The sequence below is a fragment of the Streptomyces sp. NPDC037013 genome, assembly GCF_055607265.1.
Window position 1 is genome coordinate 859,133 of the sequence record NZ_JBVJRV010000001.1, and the last position, 16,469, is coordinate 875,601.

The following is a 16,469-nucleotide window of genomic DNA, read 5'->3' on the forward strand; positions in this document are numbered from 1 at the left end:
TTCCGGGAGCGGGACCCGGCCACTCGGCCACGCGCCTGACAGCACCCACGGGACGGGGGAGGAGACATGAGGGAGCTGCTCGGCGCGGCCACGGGGTTTCCCGGCGTTTTCTTCAGCGCCGCCTTCCCGGTCGTCATCGGCTTCTGGCTGCTGGTCCTGTTCGGCGCCATCGACGCGGACGGTTTCGACGCGGACGTCGATCTCGGCGCGCTGGGGCTCGGCGGCGTGCCGGTCGCGGTACCTGTGTCACTGATGGTCGTGATCGGCTGGTGCACCAGCGTGACGTGTTCGGTCCTGCTCGGACGCACCGGCCTCTGTGGCGTCGTGCATCTCGCCGTGGACGCGGGCGTGTTCCTCTTCGCCCACCTCGTGTCGTGGGGGTCGACCCGAGCCGTCGTGCGCCGACTGGCCAGGCGGCCCCTGGATGAAACGGGACTTTCCCGACAGGACTTCAACGGCACGGCCCCCACCATCCGCACGGGGCGGTGACGACCGCGACCAGCGGACTGCGCTCACGCGCCCGCGCACCGCAGGATCGAAAATTCGGACATGATCGTTCTGGTGTATTCCGGATTTCTGGGTAAGCGCCTGTCCTGAAGGTCAAGAAGTATGGAAGCGAGCGGATCGTATGGGCGGGGCTGTCCAAGATGAGGTTCGGGTGCTGGACGGCGGGCCGGTGAAGGTATCGCAGGCGTATGAGGGCAGTACCGCGGACATCCCGGAGGCGCGGCAGCTGGCCCGCGCCTTCCTGGAGCGTGTGCAGTCGGTCCATGGACTCCCGGTGTCCGAACGCGCCATGGGCACGGTGCAGCTGGTCGTCAGCGAGCTGCTGACGAATGCCTGCAAGTACGCCCCTGGTCCCTGCCTGCTCGACCTCGAGTTGACCGGCGGCCGTGTCGAGGTGTCGGTCTGGGACAGTGCGCCGGTCCTGCCGGTGGCCAGGGCGGCCGACCCGGGACGGATCGGCCAGCACGGCCTGGAGATCGTGATGGCGGTCTGCCAGAGCTTCGCCGTACACCGCGAGGTGGTCGGCAAGCGCACCAGCGCTTCCGTGGCGCTCGCCGACGACGCGGAGGGACACATCGCCGGCCACCGACCTTGAGCTCGCGATGCGACCGGAAGGTTTTCGTAAACCCCACCCCGGCCGACAAGGCACCCCTAGCCGTCCGTGTCAGGTTTTGGGGGGCCGGCGCCGCTGGGGGCTGTCCGTCGCGATCGGGAGGCTGCGCAGGGGCAGCGTGGTCGGCGGGGGGAGTGGTTTGTTGGTCGGGTCGGCGCGGAACGACTGGAGCAGGTAGGCGACCAGGCGGCGGGAGGCTGCGGCGTCGTCGGGCAGGGCGGTGACCAGGCCGCAGTGTGCCAGCAGGACCACACCGAGGTCGGAGGGGTGGAAGTCGGCGCGCAGTGCGCCGGAGGCCTGGGCTCTGCGTACCAGGGTCGTGAAGTCACGTTCGGCTTGTTGCCGGAAATGCGCGTGTTCAGACGTATTCGTCAGGAAGTCCGCTAGGAACATGGCCGGGAATCCGCGCTCCTCGCGTTGCAGCGCGCAGATCGTCTCGATCAGCCGCTGAAAGCCTTGCCACGGGTCAGGGGCGGCCAGAGCGTCGGTGAGCGCCTGTGCGCAGGTGTCCACCTGCTGTTCGAAGGCGGCTTTGGCCAGGGCGTCGCGGGTCGGGAAGTGCCGGTACAGCGTGGCCACGCCGACCTGGGCCCGTCGGGCCACGGTCGCCATCGGGGCGTCGAGTCCGTGCTCGGCGAAGACCGCGCGGGCGGCGACGAGGAGGCGCTGCCGGTTGCGGCGGGCGTCCGCCCGCACCGCGCCCGGGGCGGTGATCCGAGAGGATTTCGCCATCACTGTCTCTCTCTTGCGGTGTAAGTGGACGATTGCGTCCACTTACGAGCTTACGGTCGATGCCGAATCCCCCAACGGCCCCGGCGGCAGAGGCAGAACGATGGATGACCGCATGATGAAGGCAGTGCTCTACGACCGCTACGGCGGCGCTGATGTGCTCTACACGGGCCGCGTGCCACGCCCTGAGCCCGGCCCCGGCGAGGTCCTGGTGAAGGTGCGCGCGTTCAGCGTCAACGGCGGCGAACTGGCGGTGCGTGCCGGCCGGCTCCGCCTGCTGAGCGGCCGGAAGTTTCCCAAGCACGTCGGGTTGGACTTCACCGGCGAGGTCGCCGCGCTGGGCGCCGGCGTCACCGGGTTCACGGCCGGGGCCCGGGTCTGGGGGATCCTGAGCCGCGGGTTCGGGTTCGGCAGCGCCGCCGAGTACGTGAGCGTGCCCGCCGCACGGGTCGGCCGGCTCCCCGACGGCCTGGACCTGGTGGACGCCGCCGCGCTGCCGGTGGCCACCACGGCCATCACGGCGCTGCGTGACAAAGCCAAGCTGCGCCCCGGCGAACGGCTCCTCATCAGGGGCGCGGCGGGCGGTGTCGGCAACGCTGCCGTCCAGCTCGCACGGGCGTACGGCGCCGAGGTCACGGCCCTGGCCCGGGCAGCCAACCTCGACTTCGTCCGGGGACTCGGCGCGCACAAGGCCATTGACCACCGGACGGTGCGGCCGGCGGAACTGGGCCGCTTCGACGTCGTCCTGGACACGACGGGGACCGACCTGCGGGCCTTCCGGCGCCTGCTGAACCCCGGCGGGCGCATGGTCACCATCGCCTTCGACATGAAACGGCCCGCCGCATCCCTCGGCTACCTCGCGGCCAGCACGCTCCACGGACACGGCCGGGTCCGCTTCTTCAGCGGCAACCCCACACGAGCAGACTTCGACGACCTCGCCCGCCACGTGACCGAGGGCAAGCTGCGCCCCGCCGTGGACACGGTCTTCCCGCTGGAAGAGACCGCAGCGGCACACCAGGCACTGGAGGCAGGCGGCGTCCAGGGCAAGTACGTGGTCAAGGTCGCATAGGACATCCGTGGCGAGGTACCTGAGGCCTCAGGAAGGTGGCCGCTCTGTCGGGACCGGTTGAAGTGCGGGCCAGCGAGCCAGCATTCGTCGACGCATGCCGGCGGTGAGGCTGCTCACGCCGCTGAGAGAGGTATGGTCGGCGGTCATCCGGCTGACGACACCGAGCCGGTGGAGGAGCCGTTGCCGGGCAGTGGCCGTACCCCACTTCCAGTCCCGGTCCGGAATCCGGGCCAGGTGATCCCTGCCTTCGCGGTGCGCCCGCTCGACGAGTGCGTCGCCGCGGAGCAACCAGCCGGTGCACGCGTCGACGAGACCGTCCTGGGTATCGGAACCGGTCACGGTGCGCCAGGCGGTGCGGTATGCGTGCTCCGCCCGTTCAAGGAGCGGCTCTGACGCCGAAGTGACACACCAGCAGGTCGGGAACCCGATACGCAGATAGGCCAGCTCCATCAGGCCGCTGCCCAGGGACGCCTGCTCGAAGTCGATGAATCTGATTCCCGTGGCCGTGTGGAGATCGTTTCCAGGACAGGGGTCCCCGTGGAGGAGGGCATGGCCGGATACCTGGCCGAGCCGGATCAAGAGGTCATCGAGTTCGCCGGTGACGCCGAGCGGGACAGGGACCTGGAGAGCCGCGGCGAGGTTGAGAAAGGAGTCGACGTCGGTCCGGTTCGGGCCCTGCCACCGGGGGAGTACCCCAGCGTCTTCCGGACGGGCCGTGGCATGCAGCCGTGCCAATGCGGCTGCGTAGTCGACGATCCAGTCGCTGGACGGACGCCGGTGATCCAGGTGCTCCAGTACGAGCACCCGTGTCTCAGGATCCGTGGCCAGCAGCGCGGGCACCACCGGCGTTTCCGCTCGGGCGGCGAGTCGCAGCGCGGCCACCTCGCGGGCGTATCGCTCGTCGGCATCGGGGCCCTCGACCATCTGCTTGACCACCGCTGTTGTGTCCGGCAACTCGACCCGCCACACACGTGAGCGCGGGCTACTGCTCAGCCGGCGAGAGCGCCTGGGTGCTCCCAGCTCGGCCCGTAACTCATCCCCGAACACCGGTCGCGACCCCAACATGGGCTCATCCTTCCACGCGGCCGACCGATACTTCCTGCGGAGTGCCGCACCGTCGTGTCCGGACGTGCAAAGGGTGGCGGGCTCGGCAGCGGCGTTGCTGGGTGAACCGACCCGCTGTCGCGGGCGTTCACCGGAGAGAAAGGCAATTCCGCCTGTCGATCAGGGAGTTCATCATGTTGGATCGTCGCTCTCTTCTGCGGACCAGTGGCGTGGCGGCAGCCGGCGCGTTCGGAGCCGTCGCCGCCGCGACCGCTGAGGCATCCTCCGCGCCGTCCCGCGGTCATCACTCGTTCGTTCACGACCCGACCGCCGGCGTAACGCGCACCTTGCTCCAGGAGCACCCCTCGCCCGCCAAGGGCTGGAAGACCGTGCAGACCCTCGTCGAGATACCTCGGCGCAGGGAATCGGGCCGCCACAGCCATCCGGGAGTGGAGGTCGGATACATCGTCCGCGGCGATGTGTCGATGGAGTTCGACGACGGGACCACCCTGCGGCTTCGCACGGGCGACCCCTTCTTCATCCCCTCCGGCACCATCCACAACGCTCGCAATGTCGGAAAGGTGACAACCATGATGCTGTCCACCTACGTCGTCGACGAGACGAAGCCGCTGGTCACTACGTACTCCCACGGAATCTCCTTGTCCGCATAGTCGCCGGTGGATCACCCCCGCTGCTGCCGCGGACACCAGGGTCGGCACATCCCGACGCGGTCGGCGACCCGATCAGTCGGAACGACACCCGGCCCCTGCGGAACGGCAAGAAGGCGACAAGGTCTTGGCAAGTGCCTCCGGCGAGCGTGTGAACCGTTCGTCCGCGGATGCGGCTGAGCACTCCACGGAACACTTGGACAGGATCGAGCACCACGAATGAACGGGATCATGGAAACGCGGACCACTGCCTCCGCTCCGACCTGGTCGCATGATCGGAACCTCCCATCCGACGCTGACTGTGACGCCTTCATCAGAGACATCTACGACCAGTACGGGCCTCTGCTCGTCCGGTACGCCGCACGCTTGCTGGACGGTGACTGGCACAAGGGAGAGGACGTCTTCCAGGAGACCGCGGCCCGGGCCTGGAAACACGCCCGTCACCTGGGCACCCGCGGTGAAAGTCTCAGACCGTGGTTGTTCACCGTGACGAGGAATCTTGCGATCGACCATCACCGGGCCTGTCGTGTGCGGCCGTTGGAGCACATGTCCGTCGAGGAGCTGGACGTCTCCAGCGACAACACGGCATCCGCGCTCGACTCCCATGCGGTGTCGCAGGCCCTGGGGGCGCTGAACGAGCAGCAGCGAACCGTCATCTGGCTCATGTACTACCTGGAATGCAGCGTTGCCCAAGCGGCCGCGCATCTCGGCATACCGGCGGGCACCGTCAAGAGCCGCGCCTTCTACGCCGTGCGGGCGTTGCGCAAAGCGCTGGAGAAGCAGGGGATCCCGGGGATGTGACCTCATCTCCCGCATCCGCCGAGGTCGCGGATGCCGCCGTGACCTCGGCAGGGCGTCCGGAGCAGGGCCGGAGCCGACCAGACCCGCAGGCGTTAGATGGTGAGCCGCCGGCAGCGGCCGTCATCGCTCTCGCTCCGACGCCACCGGGTCGTCGGCCCCGTCGGCCGGCTCCGAGCCAGGGCTCAGATCGCAGCAGCCTCACTTCTCGGTACCGGGAGCTTGTGCTTCCCGACCGCCCGCTCCGGCACGGTGGGCACGGGGTCCTCATTGAGTTCGAGGGCGGTGAGCCGTTCACGGACCTGCTGGGCACTGTGTGCCATCGCCCGCGCCTCAGCGTCTCGAAGGGCATCGACCCAGTCCGTCCGTGCGCCTTCCCGGTCGCCCATGGCCAGCCGGGTGTCGCCGAGCCGCATCAGTGTGCCGATGGCATTCCTGTGGTCTCCCAGTTCACCGAAGGCCGCCGACGCCCGCTGGTACGTGGTCATCGAGTCCTCGTACCGGCCGAGCAGGCGAAGGTTGTGGCCCAGGATGTCCCACCCCTGGGCGAGCTGCCAGGGCGCGTCGAGGCGGTGGAACAAGGCGATGCCTTCCTCGCTGTACAGAAGGCTCTTCTCGAGGTTCCCCAGGTTGGAATGGAACCAGGCGAGTTCGAGGAGGCACTCGGCCAACCACAGTTCTTCGCCGGTCTCCCGGGAGAGTTCCAGTCCCCGCTCGGAGGCGGTCACGGCTTCCGCCGTCCGCCCGAACAGGAACAGCGCACAGGCCCTGACGTAATGGGCTCGTGCCTGTTCACCGATGTCGTCGAGCTCCTCGAAGATCGCTGTCGCGTGCCGCAGCTGTTGCAGGGCCTGCTCCTGATGGCCGAGGTAGCCGTGGATCCCACCCAGGTGCCGTAGGCAACGGCCCTCTTCGAGGAGGTTGTTCTCGCGCCTGGCCACTTCGAGGGCGGGGGTCAGCGCGGCGATGGCTTCGGGCCAGAACTCCTGGCGGTTGAGGTACTCCTTGAGTGACCAGGCGAGCCCGGTGATGTGGGGGTCGAGCTTCTGGCTGACGGCGGTGCGGAGCAGGCCGGACAGCACGTGGTGTTCGGCGGTGAGCCATCGGGTCGCCTGATGGACGGTGGTGAGTTCTTCCGGGGTGACGCCCGGGCGGGGTGCACCGAGTTCGAGGTCGTGTGACGTGTCCTGTTTGAGGAACCGGTTCGCCTCGCAGGCGGTGAACATGTAGTGGTCAAGGACCCGGAGAGTGGCGTGATGACGGCCTTGGCCGGTGTCGTGGGTGTGAGCGAGCTCGGCCGCGTAGCCGCGTAGGAGGTCGTGCAGGCTGTAGCGACCGGGCAGCGGTTGTTCGACGAGGCAGGAGCTGAGCAGTTCGGCGAGTGCGCGGCGGGTCCGGGAGAGGGGGAGGCCGGCGAGGCTGGCCGCGGCGGGGGCGGTGATGTGGGGGCCGGGATGCAGGGCCAGCAGGCGGAAGAGCCGGGCGGCGTGCTCATCCAGTGCCTGGTATGACCAGGAGAAGACGGCGCGCACGTCGGTGGTGGTGTCGAAGCCGGCGAACGCCTCGAGTCCGCCGTGGGTCTGTTGCAGGTCGTCGACGATGGCGTGGAGGGGGAGTGAGGGGTCGAGTTCCGCGCGGGCCGCGACCACGGCCATGGCCAGGGGAAGTCGTCCGCACAGACGGACCATGTCGGCTGCGGCGGTGGGCTCGGCGGCGAGTCGTTCGGTTCCCAGACGCCGTTCGAGGGCCTCGTGCGCCTCGGTCGGTGAGGGCAGCGCGAGCCGGAGGGACTTGGCCCCGTCGGTGGTGATGAGGCCAGGGAGCTGGTTGCGACTGGTGATCAGTGTGAGGCAGCCCGATCCCGCGGGAAGCAGAGGGCGCACCTGCTGCTCGTCGCGGGCGTTGTCCAGTACGAGGAGGATCCGCCGGTCGGCGAGGAGGCTGCGGAAGAGTGTGCTCCGGTCGGCGGTGTCTTCGGGGATGCGCGGGGCGGGGACGCCCAGAGCGGTGAGGAAGCCGTGCAGGGCGCCACCGGGTTCGACCGCGGGAGCGTGCGGGTGGAATCCGCACAGGTTGACGAAGAGCTGCCCGTCGGGGAACGAGGAGGCGATGCGGTGCGCGTGGTGCATCGCGAAGGTCGTCTTGCCGACACCCGGAGCCCCGCTGATGACCACAGCGGGGGCAGGGGTGGATCCGGGGCGGCCCGTCGCACCGATGACGTCGTGCAGCCACCCGCCTTCGGCCGCCCGTCCCGCGAACACCGGGAGGCTACGCGGCAGTTGAGCCGGCCGTGCCGAGGTTTGAGGAAGGTAGGCTGTTCTCCTGCCGTCCGCGACCGGCGCACCAGACGCGTCGGACCCGGCTTCCGCGGCGTCCGGTCGGCCGGCGGCCGGGCCGGTCGACGAGGTCGCCAAGCCCTCGTCCGTTGCCCCGGTCGTGGTGGTCCCGTTCGGACGGTGGGCGTGCCGGGTCACCGCGTCGTTTGTCCCGTCGGCCGGGTGCAGCGGCGGCAGGTCATGGTGGAGGATGCCCTGGTGCAGGGCGCGCAGGGCCGGACCCGGTTCGAGGCCGAGCTCGTCGGCCAGGTGCGCGCGTACGTCGGTGTAGCGCTGCAGCGCTTCCGGGTGCCGACCGGCGAGGTACAGGGCTCGCAGCAGCAGGGCCCAGCCGGTTTCCCGCAGGGGGTGCTGCGCGGTGATCTCCTCGGCCGCGCCGAGGGCTTCGGTGATCCGGCCTTGCAGGAGCAGGCCAGTGGTGCGGATCTCGCGAGTGGTCTGCCGCAGTTCTTCCAGACGTGCTGTCTCTTGGACGGCGAACAGGTGGTGGGCGGCGTCGGCGAACGCCGTGCCGCGCCACATGTCCAGGGCCTTCTGGGCCTCCTCCACGACGCGATCGGGTCGGCCTTGGTCCAGGAACCGGTGTGCTTGGGCGACGGACCGCTCGAAGCGCACCGTGTCACGGTTCTCGGGCGGCACCCGCAAGGCGTAGCCCAAGGGTTCGGTGACCAGTACTTCGAAGGCCCCCTGGCGGCGCAGATGCTGGGGTTCCAGGATCGCGCGCACTTTGCTGATGTGGGCGTGCAGGGAACCCATCGCGGTGCTCGGTGCACGCCCCGGCTGCCGCGGCCACAGCTCCTCGCACAGAGTCTCCGGAGAGACCGCCCGGCCGTCGGCGAGCAGCAGTCGGATCAGCAGGAGTCGCTGCCTGCGCCGACCCGGGTCGAGTACCGCCCCCGCCCGCCGTATCTCCAGCGGACCCAGCACCCCGAAGTCGAGCCCTTGCCCCACAACTGTCACCGTACCCAACTGAATTTCACTAGGCGACGTCACAACGTGTTCGTGCGGCGGTGACTGAAACGGGCCGCGACTCCACCGGCCCGGCACCCACAGGAATGTCGTCGCGGCTCTGGGGACGAGAGCGACAAGGACCACGTTGTCCGCTCTCCGCATACCGGACAGGACAATAGCAGGACGTGCCTCCTCGGGAGCGGCACGTACACAGATGTCATGACCTGCGACGATGCATGAACCGCCGTGACCTTCAGCCCGTTGAGTGAGCGAACGACTGTCGTCCGGAGTGGAGAAGAACATGGCCGTCGCTGGAACGAGCACTGACCGGTTCGAACCGGTACGAGCGGCGCTGACAGCGCACCTCGAAGCCGGCGAAGAGCTGGGGGCGTCGATCGCCGTCGATGTGGACGGGGTCATGGAAGTCGACCTGTGGGGTGGCCACACGGACGAAGCGCGGACCGTTCCGTGGCACCGGGACACGCTGGTGAGCATGTGGTCGACCACGAAGACCCTCACCAACCTCGCGGCCCTCGTCCTTGTCGACCGGGGCGCACTGGATCTGCGCCGCCCGGTCGCGCACTACTGGCCCGACTTCGCGGCCCAGGGGAAGGAGCACGTCGAAGTGCGGCACATCCTGGCCCACACCTCGGGCCTTTCCGGCTGGGAGCAGCCCTTCTCCATGGAAGACCTGTACGACTGGCCCACCGCGAGTGCCCGGCTGGCCGCGCAGGCACCCTGGTGGGATCCGGGCTCCGCGTCCGGCTACCACGTGCAGACCCAAGGACAGCTGGTGGGAGAGCTTGTCCGGCGGGTGAGTGGCCGTACCCTGACCGAGTTCGTCGACACCGAGATCGCCGGGCCGGCACGAGCCGATGTCCAGATCGGTGCGCGCCGGGCCGATTGGCCGCGCATCGCCGATCTGGTGGCGCCCTCGCGGCTCTCCGGCATACCCACCGGCCTCGATCCCGACGGGATCTTCACCAAGACGCTGTTCGGAAGCCCCGCACGTGACGAGCACGTCGACACCTCGCGGTGGCGCTCCGCCGAGCTTGGAGCCGTCAACGGTCACGGCAACGCACGGGGCCTGGCCCGGGCGCTCTCCGTCATCTCACGGGGCGGCCAGGTCAATGGCCACCGGCTGCTTTCCGCGGAGACGGTGGCAGAGGTGTTCGACGTCCAGGCCGACGGAGTCGACCTGTTCCTGGGCGTCCCCGTCCGCTGGGGCATGGGGTACGCACTCGCCGATCCGAGGACTATGCCGCACATGCCCACCGGCAGGATCTGCTTCTGGGTCGGTCGGGGCGGTTCGATCGTCCTGATGGACCTCGACCGGCGCGTCACGTTCGCGTACACGATGAACCGGGTGGGCGACGGCATCCTCGGATCGGAGCGCACGCACAGCTACCTCAGGCATGTCTACGAAGTCCTGGAGTCCACCGGCTGAGGTGTCCCGCGCGCTGTGAACCGGTCCGGCTGCCCCGTCGTAGTACGAGACGAAGGACGCTCCACAGTGACTCGAGGTCCTGCTTCCCGCACACACCGACCTCGGCCTCCTTCGCCTGTCCGGTCCGTTCAGGGCCATCAACCAACCAAAAGGGAATTCACGCATGCGCATCACCCGCCACGTCCGCCCGGGCCGCAGAACCACGCTGCTCGGTGTCACCGCGGCCGTCGGGCTGTCCGTCGCCGCCGTCACCCTGCCCGGCACAGCCGACGCGGCGCCCCACCACGCGGTACGTCCGACGATCGTCCTCGAACACGGAGCGTTCGCCGACGCCGCGAGCTGGGACGGCGTCGTCGCCCGGCTGCAGCGCGACGGCTACCCGGTGGTGTCCGCCGCCAACCCGCTGCGCGGTCCGGCGACCGACGCCGCCTACCTGCGCAGCGTCATCGGCCACGTCGACGGGCCCGTGGTCCTGGTCGGCCACTCCTACGGCGGCACCGTCATCAGCCAGGCCGCCGCGGGCCTCGAGGACAAGGTGAAGGCTCTGGTCTACATCGCGGCGTTCCTGCCCGACACGGGCGAGAGCTCGATCGGACTGACGAACAAGTTCCCCGGCAGCACCCTCGGCCAGGCCATCGAGTCCGTCGACTACTCCCTGCCCGACGGCGGTCGGGGCGCGGACGTGTACATCAAACCCGAGAAGTTCCGCGGTCAGTTCGCCGCGGACGTGCCGGCGGACAAGGCCAGGCTCATGGCAGCCGGGCAGCGCCCGGTCGCCGCCGCCGCGCTGGAGGAGAAGTCCACCGAGGCCGCCTGGAAGACGATCCCCTCCTGGTCGCTGGTCACCACGGGGGACCGCAACATCCCCGTGGCCGCCCAGCGCTACATGTCGGCCCGTGCCAAGGCCCGCACGACGACCGTCGACGCGTCGCACGCGGTATCCGTCTCCCGCCCCGAAGCCGTCACCCGCATCGTCGAGCAGGCCGCCCGCACCGTCCGATGACCGACGGCCCCGCCCCGACGCCCGTCGCACCCCACAGCACCCGCACAGCCGTGCCCGACAGGGCTCTTCACCATCAGACGCATTCATTCCGGAAGGCAGCAACCACCATGGCGTTCATCACCGTTGACCAGGAAAACTCCACCAGCATCGAGCTGTACTACGAGGACCACGGCACGGGCCGGCCGGTCGTGCTGATCCACGGCTACCCGCTCGACGGCCACTCCTGGGAGAAGCAGTCCGCCGCCCTCCTGTCGGCCGGCTACCGCGTGATCACGTACGACCGGCGCGGGTTCGGCCGGTCCAGCCAGCCCACCACAGGCTACGACTACGACACCTTCGCCGCCGACCTGAACGTGCTCCTCGAGACTCTCGACCTCAACGACGCAGTGCTGGTGGGCTTCTCCATGGGCACCGGTGAAGTCGGCCGATACCTGGGCACCTACGGCTCCGGCCGGATCGCCAAGGCCGCCTTCCTCGCCTCGCTGGAGCCCTTCCTCCTCAAGACCGACGACAACCCCGGCGGCGTCGACGGCAGCATCTTCAAGGACATCGAAGGTGCTGTCACCGCCGACCGCTACGCCTACTTCACGGATTTCTACGAGAACTTCTACAACCTCGACGAGAACCTCGGCACCCGCATCAGCGAGGAAGCCGTCCGCAACAGCTGGAACGTCGCCGCAGGCGCCTCCCCGTACGCCTCCCTGGCCTGCGTGGCCACCTGGTCCACCGACTTCCGCGCCGACGTGGCCAAGATCGACGTACCGGCCTTGATCCTGCACGGCACCGCCGACCGCATCCTGCCCATCGAGGCCACCGGCGAACGCTTCCACCAGGCACTCCCGCAGGCCGACTACGTCGTCATCGACGGCGCGCCCCACGGCCTGCTGTGGACCCACGCCCAGGAAGTCACCGACGCCCTCCTCGCCTTCCTCGCCAAGTGACCGATGGCCGCCACCTCGCCTGACGCGAGGTGGCGGGCGTCCGTGCGCTACTTGATCACGATGGTCGTCATGCCGGAATCGGCGAGCGGTGCCAGTTCTCCGATGACGGGATAGCCCGGGACCTCTCCGGCGATGAGCAGGCCGCCCGAAGTCTGCGCATCGGCGAGAAGGAGGAGTTCTTCCTCGGGCATGGTGTCGGCGTCGAGGTGGGGGCGTACCCAGTCCAGGTTGCGGCGTGTCCCGCCGCTGACGAACCCCGCGGCCAGCGACTCCCGCACGCCGTCGAGGTAGGGGACGGCCGCGGCGTCGATGATGGCGGTGACCTGCGAGGACCGGGCGATTTTGTGGAGGTGTCCGAGCAGGCCGAAACCGGTGACGTCGGTGGCGCACTCAGCGCCTGATCGCAGTGCCAGAGTGCTGGCGCGGTCGTTGAGGGTGATCATTGATTCGATGGCTTGGGGGAATGCCTCGCCGGTGGCTTTGTGCCGGTTGTTGAGGATGCCGACGCCGAGCGGTTTGGTCAGGGTCAGCGGCAGACCGGCCCGAGCGGTGTTGTTGCGCAGGAGGCGGTCCGGGTGGACGAGGCCGGTGACCGCCATGCCGAACTTCGGTTCCGGGTCGTCGACGCTGTGACCGCCGGCCACGTGGCATCCCGCGCTGTGGGCGACGTCGAGAGCGCCGCGCAGGACCTCGGATGCCAACTCGAAGGGGAGGACATCGCGCGGCCAGCCCAAGAGGTTGATCGCCGTGATGGGGCGCCCGCCCATGGCGTAGACGTCGGACAGCGCGTTGGCCGCGGCGATGCGTCCCCAGTCGTAGGGATCGTCGACCACAGGGGTGAAGAAATCGGCGGTGGAGACCACCGCGGTGTCGTCCGAGATCCGGACGACCGCGGCATCGTCTCCGGTCTCGAGGCCGACGAGTAACTCGCCTCCGGGATTCTTCGCTCCAAGGGATGGCAGGCCCTCGACGATGCGTTCCAGCTCCCCGGGAGGGATCTTGCAGGCGCAGCCTCCCCCGTGCGCGTAGGAGGTCAATCTGCGTACCGATGACACAACTTGATCATTCATGGCATGATGTTTTCACCCTCGTCACTCTGGTGCCAGAGGGAGCGCCACATACCAGCTTGGAGGCGTAAGGGCGGCTGGTGCCCCTCCCGATCTTCAAAATCGGTGTGATCCGGAATCCGGGTCAGGCGGGTTCGATTCCCGTCCGCCTCCGCCATTTTGGGGGCAGGCAGCACCGTGGGGGACGCACCACTCAAGAGCCCGGATCCTCGGCGCCATGTCCCGAGTGTGGCCAGGATGCTCGACGATCCCCGACTCCGGGAGAGCGTCGACCGCCTGGGCAGGCCGATCGTGAAGGACGCCGCGCAGGCCGTGCAACAAGCGGTACGCAATGGTGGTTTGGCGCCCGAGGACTGTGTGGACGCGATCATCGCGGCGTTGCCGGAGCACGTGTCATCCCTCCGTGCGGTCCGTAACGCGACGGGCGTGATCGTGCACACCAATCTGGGGCGCGCGCCGCTGTCGCGAGCCGCAGTGGACGCCGTGGTGGCCGCTGCCGGATACACCGACGTGGAGATGGACTTGGCCAGCGCGCGCCGGGCGCCGCGCGGCCGTTCCGCGATCGCGGCCCTGCGCCGAGCGGTGCCCGGAGCCGAGGCCGTCCACGTCGTGAACAATGGCGCCGCCGCCCTGGCACTCGCCGCGACAGCGCTGGCCGCCGGGCGCGACATCCTGCTCAGCCGCGGCGAGTTCGTGGAGATCGGGGACGGCTTCCGGATCCCGGAACTGCTCACGTCGACCGGCGCCCGTATCCATGAGGTGGGGACGACCAACCGGACACGGCTCGAGGACTACGCGCGGGCCGTGGGCCCACGGACCGGCTTCATCCTCAAGATCCATCCGTCCAACTTCACTGTCCGCGGGTTCACCGCGGACGTGGGGCTCGCCGATCTCGCCACCCTGGGCGTACCGGTCGTCGCGGACATCGGTTCCGGGTTGCTGGCCCCCGATGCCCTGCTGCCCGACGAACCCGACGCCGGCACGGCCCTGGACGAGGGAGCCAGCCTGGTCATCGCCAGCGCCGACAAGCTGCTCGGCGGGCCGCAGGCCGGCCTGATCTTGGGATCCGCAGCCGAAGTCGATGTGCTCCGACGCCACCCTCTGGCCCGCGCGTTGCGCGTCGACAAGCTCACCCTCGCGGCCCTGGAGGCCACTCTCGACGGTCCCCGGGCTCCTGTGCGGCAAGCGCTGCAGTTGTCCCTGGACGAACTGCGGGAACGCTCCGCGATCCTCGCCGACTCACTGCACGGACACGGAATCGACGCGCAGGTGGTCCCGGCAGAGGCTGTGGTCGGAGGCGGCGGGGCCCCAGGGGTCACGTTGCCGTCCTGCGCCGTCGCCCTGCCCTCGCGCCTCGCCCACCCGCTGCGCACCGGAACGCCGCCGATCGTCGGCCGCGTGGTGCGCGGCCGCCTCCTGCTGGACCTGCGCTGCATTCCGCGGACCGATGACGAACTGGTGCTCACCGCCGTCATCCACGCGGCGAGCCGCTGATGCACGTCATTGCCACCGCAGGCCACGTCGACCACGGCAAGAGCACTCTCGTACGCGCCCTGACCGGCCAGAACCCCGACCGGCTCGCCGAAGAGCGGCGCCGGAGCATGACGATCGACCTCGGCTACGCCTGGACCACACTGGACTCCGGCGAGGAGGTCGCCTTCGTCGACGTACCGGGCCACGCGAACTTCGTCCCCAACATGCTCGCCGGCATCGGGCCGGTGCCCGCCGTCATGTTCGTCGTGGCGGCCGACGAAGGCTGGAAGCCGCAGTCCGTCGAGCATCTGGCCGCGCTCGACGCCTTCCAGGTCCGTCACGGCCTGCTGGTCGTCACGCGCAGCGACCTCGCGGACCCTGGTCCGGCACGCGCGCACGCCCTCGCCGAGCTGCGCGCCACGTCGCTGGGTGACGTCGACGCCGTGGCCGTCAGCTCGACGACCGGTGCCGGCCTGGGGGAACTGCGGCACCGGCTCGCGAAGCTCACGAAGGACATGGCCCCACCGGAATCCGCCGGCCCGGTGCGCCTCTGGGTCGATCGTGCCTTCACCATCCGAGGCGCGGGTCTGGTGGCCACCGGCACCTTGCCCCAGGGGAGCATCGAGGTGGGCGACGAGCTCGTCGTGGCCCCCCGAGGTACCCACGCCAAGGTGCGCGGACTCCAGAGTCTGGGGGCGGAGACCTCAACGGTTCGCGGTGTGGCGCGTGTTGCGTTGAATCTTCGCGGTCCGGCCCGCGACGACATCGGCCGTGGGGATGCGCTCCTCACACCCGGGAAGTTCCTCGACGTCGCAGTGTGCGACGTCCGCTTGCGCAACACCGGTGACCGGTTGCCGAAGACGCTCATGCTGCATGTCGGCGCCGCCACCCGACCGGTGCACGTCCGTCTCCTCGGCGCTGATGCGGCCCGACTCTCCTTCGCTCCGGCACTGCCTCTGCGTATCGGCGACCGTGCTCTGCTGCGCGATCCGGGCCGCCGCCAGATCGTGGCAGGGGTCACCGTCCTCGATGTCCATCCACCCGAGTTGCGCCGTCGAGGGGCCGCCGCGCTGCGTACCCGGCAACTCGCGGCACTGTCCGGAACTCCAGTGGAGGCTGAGGAACTCGAGCGCCGACGTCTGGTCCGCAGCCCCCTCCTCGAGGCCATGGGGGTCCACGTCACCAGCGCTCCCGTTGCCGCGGACTGGCTCGCGGACCCCGCCTACTGGCAGGACACGGCCCAGCGCCTCATCACCCTGGTGTCCGACCATGCCGCTGCCCAGCCGTACTCGGAGGGCTTGCCCCTGGAGACGGCGCGCCGGGAACTCGGCCTTCCGGAGCGGTCTTTGGTCGCGGCCCTTGTGCGGCCGCCGCTGGTCCTCAACCGTGGGCGCATCGTCCACCAGGGCGAGGCACTGCCACCACCACTTGCCACCTCCGTACGGCATGTGCGTGAGGCACTTCAGCGCGCCCCCTTCCGCGCTCCCGAGGCACAGCAATTGGCCGAACATCGTTTGGGACCACGGGAGATACGCAGAGCCGCCCGCGCAGGTCTGCTTCTGTGCCTGGAGGAGAAGATCGTGCTCCTTCCCGACGCACCGGAACAAGCTCTCGTTCAACTGGTCGACCTGGAGCAGCCGTTCACCGTGGCAGCGGCGACCAGAGCGCTCGATACGACCAGACGCGTCTCCCTGCCGTTGTTGAGACACCTCGACGGAGTAGGGCTGACGCGGCGATTGGACGACAATCGGAGAGAAGTCGTACAGCGGCGAGGGTGAAGGGGCGGGGGCCGACCGCAATCATGCGATCGGCCCCCTCATGGC

The 16,469-nt window shown here is 69.3% G+C and carries 14 protein-coding genes and 1 tRNA gene; 11 read left to right on the top strand and 4 right to left on the bottom strand.

The annotated features are described in order from the left end of the window. Nucleotides 1-66 precede the first annotated feature (66 nt). Nucleotides 67-489 (top strand): hypothetical protein, encoded by a 423-nt coding sequence (locus ACZ7DY_RS03610; RefSeq protein WP_471129470.1) that lies wholly within the window; start codon nt 67-69, stop codon nt 487-489. Nucleotides 490-628: 139 nt separating this feature from the next. Beyond that, a complete protein-coding gene (locus ACZ7DY_RS03615) occupies nt 629-1,102 on the top strand; it encodes an ATP-binding protein (RefSeq protein ID WP_471129473.1) in 474 nt (157 codons plus the stop codon). A gap of 69 nt (nt 1,103-1,171) precedes the next feature. Here the strand turns inward: ACZ7DY_RS03615 and ACZ7DY_RS03620 are convergent, their stop codons facing one another. Next, the gene (locus ACZ7DY_RS03620; RefSeq protein ID WP_471129475.1) at nt 1,172-1,852 is read right to left on the bottom strand and encodes a TetR/AcrR family transcriptional regulator; all 681 of its coding nucleotides are present in this window, start codon (nt 1,850-1,852) and stop codon (nt 1,172-1,174) included. A 100-nt stretch (nt 1,853-1,952) separates the two neighbouring features. Here ACZ7DY_RS03620 and ACZ7DY_RS03625 point away from each other — a divergent pair, with 100 nt between their 5' ends. Beyond that, nucleotides 1,953-2,918, top strand: coding sequence for an NAD(P)-dependent alcohol dehydrogenase (locus tag ACZ7DY_RS03625; RefSeq protein WP_471129476.1), 966 nt, complete (start codon nt 1,953-1,955; stop codon nt 2,916-2,918). A 27-nt stretch (nt 2,919-2,945) separates the two neighbouring features. On the opposite strand, the gene ACZ7DY_RS03630 is transcribed toward ACZ7DY_RS03625, so the two are convergent. Beyond that, nucleotides 2,946-3,983 (bottom strand): phosphotransferase family protein, encoded by a 1,038-nt coding sequence (locus tag ACZ7DY_RS03630; protein WP_471129478.1) that lies wholly within the window; start codon nt 3,981-3,983, stop codon nt 2,946-2,948. Between the two features lie 173 nt (nt 3,984-4,156). Here ACZ7DY_RS03630 and ACZ7DY_RS03635 point away from each other — a divergent pair, with 173 nt between their 5' ends. Both ACZ7DY_RS03635 and ACZ7DY_RS03640 read left to right on the top strand, forming a co-directional pair. After that, entirely contained in the window at nt 4,157-4,633 is a 477-nt protein-coding gene (locus tag ACZ7DY_RS03635; protein ID WP_471129481.1) for a cupin domain-containing protein, read from the top strand. Between the two features lie 216 nt (nt 4,634-4,849). Beyond that, complete coding sequence (locus ACZ7DY_RS03640) at nt 4,850-5,431, top strand: sigma-70 family RNA polymerase sigma factor (RefSeq protein WP_471129484.1); 582 nt, start codon at nt 4,850-4,852, stop codon at nt 5,429-5,431. A 182-nt stretch (nt 5,432-5,613) separates the two neighbouring features. Here ACZ7DY_RS03640 and ACZ7DY_RS03645 read toward each other — a convergent pair whose 3' ends face one another. Next, nucleotides 5,614-8,715 (bottom strand): AfsR/SARP family transcriptional regulator, encoded by a 3,102-nt coding sequence (locus ACZ7DY_RS03645; protein ID WP_471129487.1) that lies wholly within the window; start codon nt 8,713-8,715, stop codon nt 5,614-5,616. 301 nt (nt 8,716-9,016) lie between these two features. Between ACZ7DY_RS03645 and ACZ7DY_RS03650 the strand changes: the two genes are divergently transcribed. From ACZ7DY_RS03650 to ACZ7DY_RS03660, 3 genes are all read left to right on the top strand, one after another. Further along, on the top strand, nt 9,017-10,162 hold the full coding sequence (locus tag ACZ7DY_RS03650; RefSeq protein ID WP_471129490.1) for a serine hydrolase domain-containing protein: 1,146 nt from the start codon (nt 9,017-9,019) through the stop codon (nt 10,160-10,162). A 163-nt stretch (nt 10,163-10,325) separates the two neighbouring features. Further along, entirely contained in the window at nt 10,326-11,165 is an 840-nt protein-coding gene (locus tag ACZ7DY_RS03655) for an alpha/beta fold hydrolase (protein ID WP_471129493.1), read from the top strand. A gap of 107 nt (nt 11,166-11,272) precedes the next feature. Further along, nucleotides 11,273-12,106 carry an alpha/beta fold hydrolase gene (locus ACZ7DY_RS03660; RefSeq protein ID WP_471129496.1) on the top strand — a complete coding sequence of 278 codons (834 nt, stop codon included), beginning with the start codon at nt 11,273-11,275 and terminating at the stop codon, nt 12,104-12,106. Between the two features lie 47 nt (nt 12,107-12,153). On the opposite strand, the gene selD is transcribed toward ACZ7DY_RS03660, so the two are convergent. Beyond that, nucleotides 12,154-13,176 carry a selenide, water dikinase SelD gene (gene selD / locus ACZ7DY_RS03665; RefSeq protein WP_471129498.1) on the bottom strand — a complete coding sequence of 341 codons (1,023 nt, stop codon included), beginning with the start codon at nt 13,174-13,176 and terminating at the stop codon, nt 12,154-12,156. Nucleotides 13,177-13,234: 58 nt separating this feature from the next. On the opposite strand from selD, the gene ACZ7DY_RS03670 reads away from it, so the two are divergent. The 3 genes from ACZ7DY_RS03670 to selB all read left to right on the top strand — a co-directional run bounded on the left by ACZ7DY_RS03670 (nt 13,235) and on the right by selB (nt 16,424). Beyond that, nucleotides 13,235-13,330, top strand: a tRNA-Sec gene (locus tag ACZ7DY_RS03670). A gap of 20 nt (nt 13,331-13,350) precedes the next feature. Continuing rightward, nucleotides 13,351-14,667: an L-seryl-tRNA(Sec) selenium transferase gene (gene selA / locus ACZ7DY_RS03675; protein ID WP_471129501.1), complete on the top strand. Its 1,317-nt coding sequence runs from the start codon at nt 13,351-13,353 to the stop codon at nt 14,665-14,667. After that, a complete protein-coding gene (gene selB / locus ACZ7DY_RS03680) occupies nt 14,667-16,424 on the top strand; it encodes a selenocysteine-specific translation elongation factor (protein ID WP_471129504.1) in 1,758 nt (585 codons plus the stop codon). The genes selA and selB overlap by 1 nt, the downstream gene beginning before the upstream one ends. The last annotated feature ends 45 nt before the right edge of the window (nt 16,425-16,469 follow it).

Excerpts from the sequence above, each read along its gene's own strand:
- ACZ7DY_RS03610 (WP_471129470.1), top strand. The coding sequence starts at position 67 with ATGAGGGAGCTGCTCGGCGCGGCCACGGGGTTTCCCGGCGTTTTCTTC.
- ACZ7DY_RS03615 (WP_471129473.1), top strand. The coding sequence starts at position 629 with ATGGGCGGGGCTGTCCAAGATGAGGTTCGGGTGCTGGACGGCGGGCCG.
- ACZ7DY_RS03620 (WP_471129475.1), bottom strand. The coding sequence starts at position 1,852 with ATGGCGAAATCCTCTCGGATCACCGCCCCGGGCGCGGTGCGGGCGGAC.
- ACZ7DY_RS03625 (WP_471129476.1), top strand. The coding sequence starts at position 1,953 with ATGGATGACCGCATGATGAAGGCAGTGCTCTACGACCGCTACGGCGGC.
- ACZ7DY_RS03630 (WP_471129478.1), bottom strand. The coding sequence starts at position 3,983 with ATGTTGGGGTCGCGACCGGTGTTCGGGGATGAGTTACGGGCCGAGCTG.
- ACZ7DY_RS03635 (WP_471129481.1), top strand. The coding sequence starts at position 4,157 with ATGTTGGATCGTCGCTCTCTTCTGCGGACCAGTGGCGTGGCGGCAGCC.
- ACZ7DY_RS03640 (WP_471129484.1), top strand. The coding sequence starts at position 4,850 with ATGAACGGGATCATGGAAACGCGGACCACTGCCTCCGCTCCGACCTGG.
- ACZ7DY_RS03650 (WP_471129490.1), top strand. The coding sequence starts at position 9,017 with ATGGCCGTCGCTGGAACGAGCACTGACCGGTTCGAACCGGTACGAGCG.
- ACZ7DY_RS03655 (WP_471129493.1), top strand. The coding sequence starts at position 10,326 with ATGCGCATCACCCGCCACGTCCGCCCGGGCCGCAGAACCACGCTGCTC.
- ACZ7DY_RS03660 (WP_471129496.1), top strand. The coding sequence starts at position 11,273 with ATGGCGTTCATCACCGTTGACCAGGAAAACTCCACCAGCATCGAGCTG.
- selD (WP_471129498.1), bottom strand. The coding sequence starts at position 13,176 with ATGAATGATCAAGTTGTGTCATCGGTACGCAGATTGACCTCCTACGCG.
- selB (WP_471129504.1), top strand. The coding sequence starts at position 14,667 with ATGCACGTCATTGCCACCGCAGGCCACGTCGACCACGGCAAGAGCACT.